This window comes from Rhodococcus sp. TAF43, from assembly GCF_052113525.1.
Classification (GTDB): domain Bacteria; phylum Actinomycetota; class Actinomycetes; order Mycobacteriales; family Mycobacteriaceae; genus Prescottella.
This window is the reverse complement of sequence record NZ_JBFRDL010000041.1, coordinates 46,881-55,586: the sequence shown is the minus strand read 5'-3', so window position 1 is coordinate 55,586 and position 8,706 is coordinate 46,881. Positions and strand designations below refer to the sequence as shown.

The following is an 8,706-nucleotide window of genomic DNA, read 5'->3' as shown; positions in this document are numbered from 1 at the left end:
GCCCTCGGTTGCGGCAGCCTCGCGCTCGGCCTGCTGCTGCGCGGCCAGGGCCGCGACCTCCTCGCGGTTCTCGACCGCGTAGTGCAGGTACTTCGCGACGTCCTGCATGCTCGCGTCCTTCACGGCCGCCAGCTGCAACTGCGGAATGTCGAACTCGTACTCGACCCGGTTCTTGATCCGCACCGCCATCAGCGAGTCCAGACCCAGCTCCACGAGCGGAATCTCCCCCGGCAGATCCTCCGGCGCGTAACCCATCGACTCCGCGACGATGATCGTCAACCGATCCTCGAGGGACTGCGAGCTGCTCGGATCCCACCGGTCACCGAACGTCTCGACAACCTCGCCCTGCACCTGGTCCGACACGGTGGTCGGGGCAGCGACGGCAGCGAGGGCGGGCTCCGGCAGTGCCTCGCCCGAAGACACGACGGCGTCGTAGACCAGCGCGAACGCGTTGCCGGCCTTGCCATGCACCTGCACCGACGCGCCACCGAGGTGCGGCACCAGCGTCGTGGTCAGGGTTCCGGTCGACGGCACGTCACCGTGCGCGACGGCGCCCGTGAGCGCGACATCGGCGAACAGCTGCGACGCGGCGGCGGTGACCAGGGCGTTCAGGTCCGAGACCGCGGACGCCTGCACCTCCCACGCGTGCCGGCCGTCGGGCAGCGCGACATGCGCGCCGGGGACCCGGGTGTTGCCGGCCGACGACACCCGCGCGTCGATCCAGTGCCGCTTGCGCAGGAACGCGGTGCGCGGCAGGTCGGCGTAGTCGCCGGCGGGCAGCAGCGACGGCAGATCCACCGCATGCCCGTGGACGTACAGCTGCGCGAGGGCGGTGAGCACGCCGAGCGGCTCGTCCTCCTTGCGCTTGAGCGTCTGGATCAGCTGCGTGTCGGCGACACCGGCAGCCCACGCGGTGGCCGCGACGGACATCAGCGTCACCGGGTTGGGCGCGAGCTCGACGAACGTGGTGTGTCCGGCGTCGACCGCGGCCTTGACGGCGTTGGTGAAGTACACGCTGTGCCGCAGACCCTTGGTCCAGTACTCCACCGGATGGATCGGGGCGTGCCCGGCCGGGTAGAAGGTGTCCTGGTCGACCGACGAGTACTGGCCGACCTTCAGCGTGTGCGGCTCGATACCGGCCAACTCGGCCGCGAGCTCACCGAGCAGCGGATCGACCTGCGACGTGTGGCTGGCGCCCTTGGTCTTGAGGACCCGGGCCATCTTCTCCTCGGCCTCGGCGCGCGCGACGATCGCGTTCACCTCGGGCTCGGGGCCACCGATCACGGTGTGGGTCGGCGCCGCGTACACGCACACCTCGAGATGCGGGAAGTCCGGCAGGACCTTCTCGATCTCGTCGGCCGTGTACTCGACCAGCGCCATCAGGCGGATGTCGTCGCCCTCGAGCAGCCCCTCGGCCTCGCCCATCAGGCGCGAACGCGAGCAGATCACGCGGACGGCGTCCTCGAGCGACAGGCCGCCCGAGACGAACGCGGCGGCGGCCTCGCCCATCGAGTGGCCGACGAGTGCGGCCGGGTCGGCGCCGTGGTGGCGCAGCGTCTGCGCCAGACCCACCTGGATCGCGAAGATGCCGACCTGCGACGTCTCGACGTCGTAGTCGACCGAGTCGTCGAGGAACTTCTCCTTCATGGAGTAGCCGGCCTCGTCCTCGATCAGCGCGTCCACCTCGTCGATCGCGGCCGCGAAGACCGCGTTCTCGAGGTACAGCTGCTTGGCCATCTTGCGGTGCTGCGAGCCGAAGCCCGAGAACACCCAGACCGGGCCCTTCGACGCGGGTGCGTCGGCGGACAGCACACCCGGCGCGGGCTTGCCGGCGGCGACGGCGCGCAGGCCGGTGACGGCCTCGGCGCGGGTCTTGGCGATGACGACGGCACGGGAGCGGCCGTGGCTGCGCTTGGCGAGGGTGCGCGCGACGTCGGCGAGCGGCGTGCGGCTGCCCTCCTCCGTCTCGAGCCAGTTGGCGAGGTCCTCCGCGGCGCGGCGACGGCGGGACGGCAGGGACGCCGACACCGCGAGCACGACCGCCGTCTCGGTGGCATCCGACAGGCCCACCGACTCGGCGGCCTCCGCGAGCATCCGCTCGGCCTCGGCCTCGATGGTGGTGTTCTCGTGGTCGAGGTCGACGGGAGCCGCATCGGCGTCGGCGACCGCGGCGGGACCGGTGTACTCGCGGACCACGACGTGCGCGTTGGTGCCACCGAAACCGAAACCGGACACGCCCGCGACGGCCTTGCCGGTGTACCGCGGCCACGCGGTGGCCTCCGGAATCACCTGCAGGTGCGCCTTGTCGAACTGGATGTACGGGTTGGGGCCCGCGTAGTTGAGCGACGCCGGGATGACGTCCTCACGCATCGCGAGCACGACCTTGATCAGGCCCGCGGCGCCCGCGGCGGCCTCGAGGTGACCGAAGTTGGTCTTGGCCGAGCCGAGCAGCACCGGCTTGTCGTCGTCGCGCCCCCGCCCGACGACGCGGCCCAGGGCATCCGCCTCGATCGGGTCGCCGAGGATGGTGCCGGTGCCGTGCGCCTCGATGTAGTCGACGCCGGTCGGGGCGATCCCCGCATCGTGGTACGCGTGTCGCAGGCAGTCGGCCTGCGCGTCCGGGTTGGGCGCCAGCAGGCCGTTGGAGCGGCCGTCCTGGTTGACGGCGGTGCCCGCGATGACCGCGAGGATCGAATCGCCGTCACGCTCGGCATCCTCGAGCCGCTTGAGCACGACGACGCCGCCACCCTCCGCGCGGACGATGCCGTTCGCGTCCGACGAGAACGCCTTGATCTTGCCGTCCGCGGTGAGGATGCCGCCCTCGTCGAAGCCGAGGGTCGCGGGCGGCGCGAGCAGCATGTTGACGCCACCGGCCAGCGCGATCTCGGACTCACCGGAACGCAGGCTGCGCACCGCCTGATGGACGGCGACCAGCGACGACGAGCACGCGGTGTCGAGCGCCACCGACGGGCCACGGAAGTCGTAGAAGTACGAGACACGGTTCGCGACGATCGCGGTGGACGTGCCGGTGAGCGCATACGGGTGCGCCGACACCGGATCGCTCACCGCGAGCAGCTGGTAGTCGTTGGCCGACGAGCCGAGGAAGACACCGACCTCGCGGCCCTTGAGCTGGTTCGCCGGGATGTGGGCGTGTTCGAGCGCCTCCCACGTCAGCTCCAGCGCGAGGCGCTGCTGCGGGTCGACGTTCTGGACCTCGAGCGGCGACATCGCGAAGAACTCCGCGTCGAAGCCCTGCACGTCGTCGAGATAGCCGCCCTTGGTGGCGGCCTTCTCCACGGCCGCCGCCACGTACGGATCGGCCATGAACTCGGTCCAGCGGCCCTCCGGCAGATCGGTGACCGCGTCGCGGCCCTCGATCAGCAGCTTCCACATCTCCTGCGGGGTGTGCCCGGCGCCCGGGAACCGCGTCGCCAAACCGACGATCGCGATGTCGTGGGACTGCCCGGCAGGGAAGCCACCGCGATAGTACGAGGCGTCCTCGGCCTCCGCGGGCAACTCCGGCTCGCCCTCGATGATGCGGGTGGCCAACGAGGCGATGGTCGGATGCTGGTAGACGATCGTGGCGGAGAGCGTGACGCCCACCAGATCCTCGATCTCGCCCGACAGCGCGACCGCGTCGCGGGAGGAGAGCCCGAACTCCTCCAGCGGTCGATCGTCGGATATCGAAGCGACCGGTTGCCCGGTGGCCTCCGCGATCCACTTACGCAGCCATTCGCGCAGCTGCGCGACCGTCATCTCGTGTTCAGCCATCAAATCACCAAGCTACCCATCAGGAAAGGACTAGTCGGAAACGCTATCGGGGAAAGCGGTCTGGGCGTGACCGCCACGCAGCGTTCCCTCGATGTAGCTCGCCTTGCAGGCCCGGCGCGCCAGCTTGCCGCTGGACGTACGCGGAATCGAACCGGCCGGCACCAGCAGCACGTCACGCGCGGTGACGCCGTGACGCGACGAAATGGCGGCACGGACCGCGTCGGCGACGGGCTGCGGATCGGCCTTGCCGGCACCCGGCGCCCGTTCCGCGACGATGACCAGCTGCTCGGACGCGTCGTCCTGGTCGAACTCCAGACCCGAGTGGGAGTTCTCGAACACGACCGCCGGAAGCTGGTTGGCCGGCACGGCGAACGCGGCGACGAAGCCGGGGCGCAGAGCGGCGCTGGCCTCCTGCGCCGAGTACTCGAGGTCCTGCGGGTAGTGGTTGCGACCGTCGACGATCACCAGGTCCTTGACGCGACCGGTGATGTACAGCTCGCCGTCGACGAAGACGCCGTAGTCGCCGGTGCGCAGCCAGTTGGCGTCGTCGGGCGCGCCCGCAGCGTGCGTGTTCTCCGGCAACCGCTCGAGCAGCTTGTTGTGGAAGGTCTCGGCAGTCTCCTGCTCACGACCCCAGTAGCCCTGGCCGATGTTGTCGCCGTGCAGCCAGATCTCGCCGACGTAGCCGTCGGGGCGCTCGGACGCGGTGTCGGGATCGACGATCGTGGCCCACTGGCTGCGCGAGATGGCACCGCACGCCACCTGCGCGACAGCGCCCGGAGCGTCCTGGTCGACCTGGACCATGCGGCCGTTGTTGAGCGCGTCGCGGTCGACGTACATGACCTTGGCCTCGTCCGACGGATGCGTCGTGGACACGAACAGCGTGGCCTCCGCCATGCCGTACGACGGCTTGATCGCCGTCTTGGGCAGGCCGTACGGCGCGAACGCCTCGTTGAACTTGCGCATCGACGACACCGTGACCGGCTCGCTGCCGTTGATCAGGCCGATGACGTTGCTCAGGTCGAGGTGCTCGCCGTCCTTCGGCAGACCGCGCACCGCGGCGTGCTCGAACGCGAAGTTCGGCGCGGCCGCGTACGTGCCGGCACCGTCGGCGATCGCCGCGAGTTCCTTGATCCAGCGGTACGGACGCGCCACGAACGCGCGGGGGCTCATGATCGTGATGTACTGCCCGCCCAGCGCAGGCAGGATCACGGTCAGCAGACCCATGTCGTGGTAGAGCGGCAGCCACGTGACGCCACGCGAGTGCTCACTGAGCCCGAGGGAGTCGACCATCTGCAGCACGTTGGTGGCGACACCACGGTGCGTGATCTCGACGCCCGCGGGGGTGCGGGTGGAGCCGGACGTGTACTGCAGGTACGCGATGTCGTCGAGACCGACGTCCGGGCGGACCCACGTGTCGCCGACGCTGTCCGGGATCGCGTCGACGGCGATGATCCGGGGGCGCTTCGCGGCGGGCAGCGCGCGGAAGAACTGGCGCACACCTGCAGCGGACGACGTCGCGGTGAGGATCGCGGCCGGCTCGCAGTCGCCGAGGACCGCGTGCAGTCGGTCGGTGTGGCCGGGCTCGTCCGGGTCGAACAGCGGGACCGCGATACGGCCGGCATGGATCGCCGCGAAGAACGAGATGACGTAGTCGAGGCCCTGCGGAGCGAGGATCGCGACGCGGTCACCGAATTCGGTGACCTGCTGCAATCGCGCCGCCACAGCGCGTAGACGCAGACCGAACTGACCCCACGTCAGCTCGTGGGCCTCACCGTCACGCTCACGCGAGTAGTCGACGTACCGGTACACCAGTTCGCCCGCATTGTTGCGCGTGTGCTCGTCGACATAGTCGATCAGCGTGTGACCCGGCGTGAGCCGGATGTGGCCCTGTTCGTCGAGGTAGTCGTCGAACATTGCGTTCATTCCTTCTCCTGTCGAAGCGATCACACAACCATCAACCGACATGATTGCGCCCCAGACTTCCTTCGCCGCGCGGATTCAATTGCTTCTCACTGCTTGGTCGGTGCCGGCCTGCTACTTGTCGCCGCTCGTGGCTACCCTGTTCAGTGGTAGTCACTCGCAACTTTCGGGACGTAGACGACATGCCTACGAGTCACTCCATCGACTCGAAACCAGCAACATGTTACAGATGTGCATCGATCTATTCGCCTCGGAGCAATGGGATCACCGGCGCGAAAGCTTCCATCTGAGTCGGGAACACACCCACATATGACATCGACGTCTTCTCGCGTACGTTACGGATCTGATCCGCGATCTCGTCGTACGACCCGATCGCCAGGTACGGCGAGTTCAGGATCTCCTCGACCGACAATTTGACGTCTACCTCGATGTTCGGGGGGAATCCCTGATCGAGGGCGGCCAGTGCCATCTCCGCCGCCTGCTCACGGTCATCCGTGATGAGGATCATCGTGATGGTCCAGTTCAGCTCGATGTCGTCGAAGCGATCACCCGCGGCGTCCCGGATCCGCTCGACGCGGGCGATGGTGTTCTCCATCGTGATGCCCGACAGCAGCAGCCGGCCCTCCGCATTGGTCGGGGTGGCCACGGAGATGATGTCGGCGTACTTGGCCGCCAGCGCCAGCATCTTCGGTCCACCGCCACCGACCGCGATCGGCGGGCGCGGGCCCTGTCGCGGGCGCGGGCTGCCCTTGAGACCACTGATCCGGTAGTGCTCGCCCTCGAAGTTGCACTCCTGGCCACGCAGCAGCGTGTCCAGAATCTGCAGGGACTCTTCGAGTTTCGCAATTCGGACACCGGGGCGTTCGTACTCGATGCCGCCCTTGTCGAACTCTTCCTTCATCCACCCGGCACCGATGCCGAGCTCGAGGCGACCACCCGACAGGACGTCAATGGTGGCCGCGTCCTTCGCGAGGACCGCGGGATGACGGAAGCCGTTGGCGAGGACAGCCGTGCCCAGCCGGATCTTGTCCGTGGCGATCGAGAGCGCGCCGAGCGCGGCGATCGGTCCGACCTGGTTGCCCAGATGGTCCGGGATCATGAAGCTGTCGTAGCCCAGTTCCTCGGCCTTCTGCGCCAGCTTGACGAATCGACGGGCACCGCCTTCCTCGGCGTTCCCCTCGCCACCGGCCGCGAACCGGAACTTACGCGGCACTCGGATACCCGAGTCGTCGGTGGAACTCATCAAAGCCTTCTTCCTCACTTCACGCACGCGAGCATGGTTGGGCCCGTCGGGCACCAACCCATCAGCATAGGGACCCACCCCTACGACCCGTGATCGGGCCGCGAGCACGGACACTACCGCGCAACTGACCGCCAGGTAGCCACTTCCGCCGACTCGGTGCGACTCGGTGCGCCCGGGCGCGAACCGCTACTCGTGCGCAGGCGTCGGAGCCGCTTCGATCTTCTCGGTCGCCCAGTTCGTGATCCACTGCGTCGCGGTGGTCCCGTTTCCGTCGACGACGAACGAGTTGTACAGCGCGTGAACAGGATTGTTGTAGTACTCGCCGAGACGCGACGCACTGCTGAGCCAGTTTCCGACCTTGAGCGCTTCGGCAGGGGCATCGCAGATTCCGTCGCTGGGCGCGCAGATCTGCAACGCCCGGTCCGAGAGCGCGCCGAACCCGCCGGGCCGCGGGCCGGTCATCGTGATGCCGGGAAGTTTGAGCCCGGAGAGCGCCAGTTCGGCGCCGACACCGGCGACCGGCGGCCCGACGGTGGGTGCCGCCGCCGGATCCCGCCGGCCGTCCGCGATGAGGCCGACGCCCAGCACCAGGTCCGCGGGCACCGGCCCGTCGCCGGCCCCGATCCGCGCCGCGACGTCGCCCGCGATGACCGCGCCCTGCGAGAAGCCCGCCAGCACGTACGTCGTGAGCGGGCATTCGGCGTACCGGCGCTCCATGACGTCGATGGTGGCCTCGGTACCTGCGGCCCGGGAATTGTTGTACGACTCCTGACCATCCGGCGGGAGCGCGATCGGATTGGAGAACTGCGCGACGTACGGGACGGTGTACACGTCGGCACGCTGCGGAGAGAAGCTCTCCCGCAGCGGCCGGGTGACGTTGAGCATGAGCGACGCGGGATTCGCGGTCGGGTTGTGCGGGTCGTCGCCGACACTCGACTCCCACGTACCCGGAACCGAGATCACCTGGACATCCGGGCAGTCGGCCGGTTGCGCGCTGGGCGGCGTCGGCCCCGGAGGCGTCGGCGGTACCGGCGAGGGCACGCGCCCCGCCAGCAGATACCAGATCGCCAACAGCACGAGGACCAGCACGAGGAGTGCCGCCACGATGGCGACGATCCCGAACCGCCTACGTCCCCGATTCTTCCCCGACTTACGCGTCCCGCGTCCGCTCACAGTCATCGATTGCTACTTGCTGCAGTACTCGGCCTGCGCGACACGGATGTAGACCTGGGCGTTCTTCCCGGCCTGCTCCGGTGTCAGCTCCTGACCGGCCGCGCTCGCCTCACTGCCGACGGCGGCGGTGACGAACGTGGCGATCTCCGCGTCCGAGCTGCCCTGCTCGCCGGCAGCACAGATGTAGTCGGCCGTCGAGACCGCGATGAGGCCGTCGGAGGCGGGCGTGATGCCCTCCTTCTTCAGCCCGTTGAGGAAGGCCTCTCCGCGCGGGGAGATCGGCACCTCGGTCGGGCCGGGGAAGCCGCTCGGCACTGCCTGCGGCTCCTCGACCGGCTGGGTGGCACCGCCGCCCGATCCCTGGGCGGGAGTCTGCTCCGGAGCCACCGGGGCCGCCGACGCGCCGCCACCGGAGGGCGCCTTGGACGTGGTGGACGCCGCCGTCGTGGTGGTGGTGGGGCTGCCCGTCGCCGTCGTGTCGTCGTCGCCACAGGCGACCAGCAGGCTGCCGGCAGCGAGCGTCATAGCGCCGACGGCCACAGTGCGGGCCAGCGCGGAACGAGTGCGTAAGAAGTGCATATCAGTCCTTGCGTTGA

Annotated in this window: 5 protein-coding genes; all 5 read right to left on the bottom strand. The window is 69.0% G+C overall.

Annotated elements, in window-relative coordinates:
* On the bottom strand, positions 1–3,756 hold a 3,756-nt coding region (gene pks13 / locus AB4Z09_RS21330; RefSeq protein ID WP_442240616.1), incomplete at its 3' end, for a polyketide synthase Pks13.
* A 45-nt stretch (positions 3,757–3,801) separates the two neighbouring features.
* Positions 3,802–5,697, bottom strand: a complete 1,896-nt coding sequence (fadD32, locus tag AB4Z09_RS21325) for a long-chain-fatty-acid--AMP ligase FadD32 (protein WP_174907487.1) — start codon at positions 5,695–5,697, stop codon at positions 3,802–3,804.
* Positions 5,698–5,935: 238 nt separating this feature from the next.
* Positions 5,936–6,937 (bottom strand): LLM class F420-dependent oxidoreductase, encoded by a 1,002-nt coding sequence (locus tag AB4Z09_RS21320; RefSeq protein ID WP_114724117.1) that lies wholly within the window; start codon positions 6,935–6,937, stop codon positions 5,936–5,938.
* 186 nt (positions 6,938–7,123) lie between these two features.
* Positions 7,124–8,116, bottom strand: a complete 993-nt coding sequence (locus AB4Z09_RS21315; RefSeq protein ID WP_174907485.1) for a cutinase family protein — start codon at positions 8,114–8,116, stop codon at positions 7,124–7,126.
* Positions 8,117–8,122: 6 nt separating this feature from the next.
* Positions 8,123–8,689: a DUF732 domain-containing protein gene (locus tag AB4Z09_RS21310; RefSeq protein WP_174907483.1), complete on the bottom strand. Its 567-nt coding sequence runs from the start codon at positions 8,687–8,689 to the stop codon at positions 8,123–8,125.
* Positions 8,690–8,706: the final 17 nt, after the last annotated feature.

Excerpts from the sequence above, each read along its gene's own strand:
- fadD32 (WP_174907487.1), bottom strand. The coding sequence starts at position 5,697 with ATGAACGCAATGTTCGACGACTACCTCGACGAACAGGGCCACATCCGG.
- AB4Z09_RS21320 (WP_114724117.1), bottom strand. The coding sequence starts at position 6,937 with ATGAGTTCCACCGACGACTCGGGTATCCGAGTGCCGCGTAAGTTCCGG.
- AB4Z09_RS21315 (WP_174907485.1), bottom strand. The coding sequence starts at position 8,116 with ATGACTGTGAGCGGACGCGGGACGCGTAAGTCGGGGAAGAATCGGGGA.
- AB4Z09_RS21310 (WP_174907483.1), bottom strand. The coding sequence starts at position 8,689 with ATGCACTTCTTACGCACTCGTTCCGCGCTGGCCCGCACTGTGGCCGTC.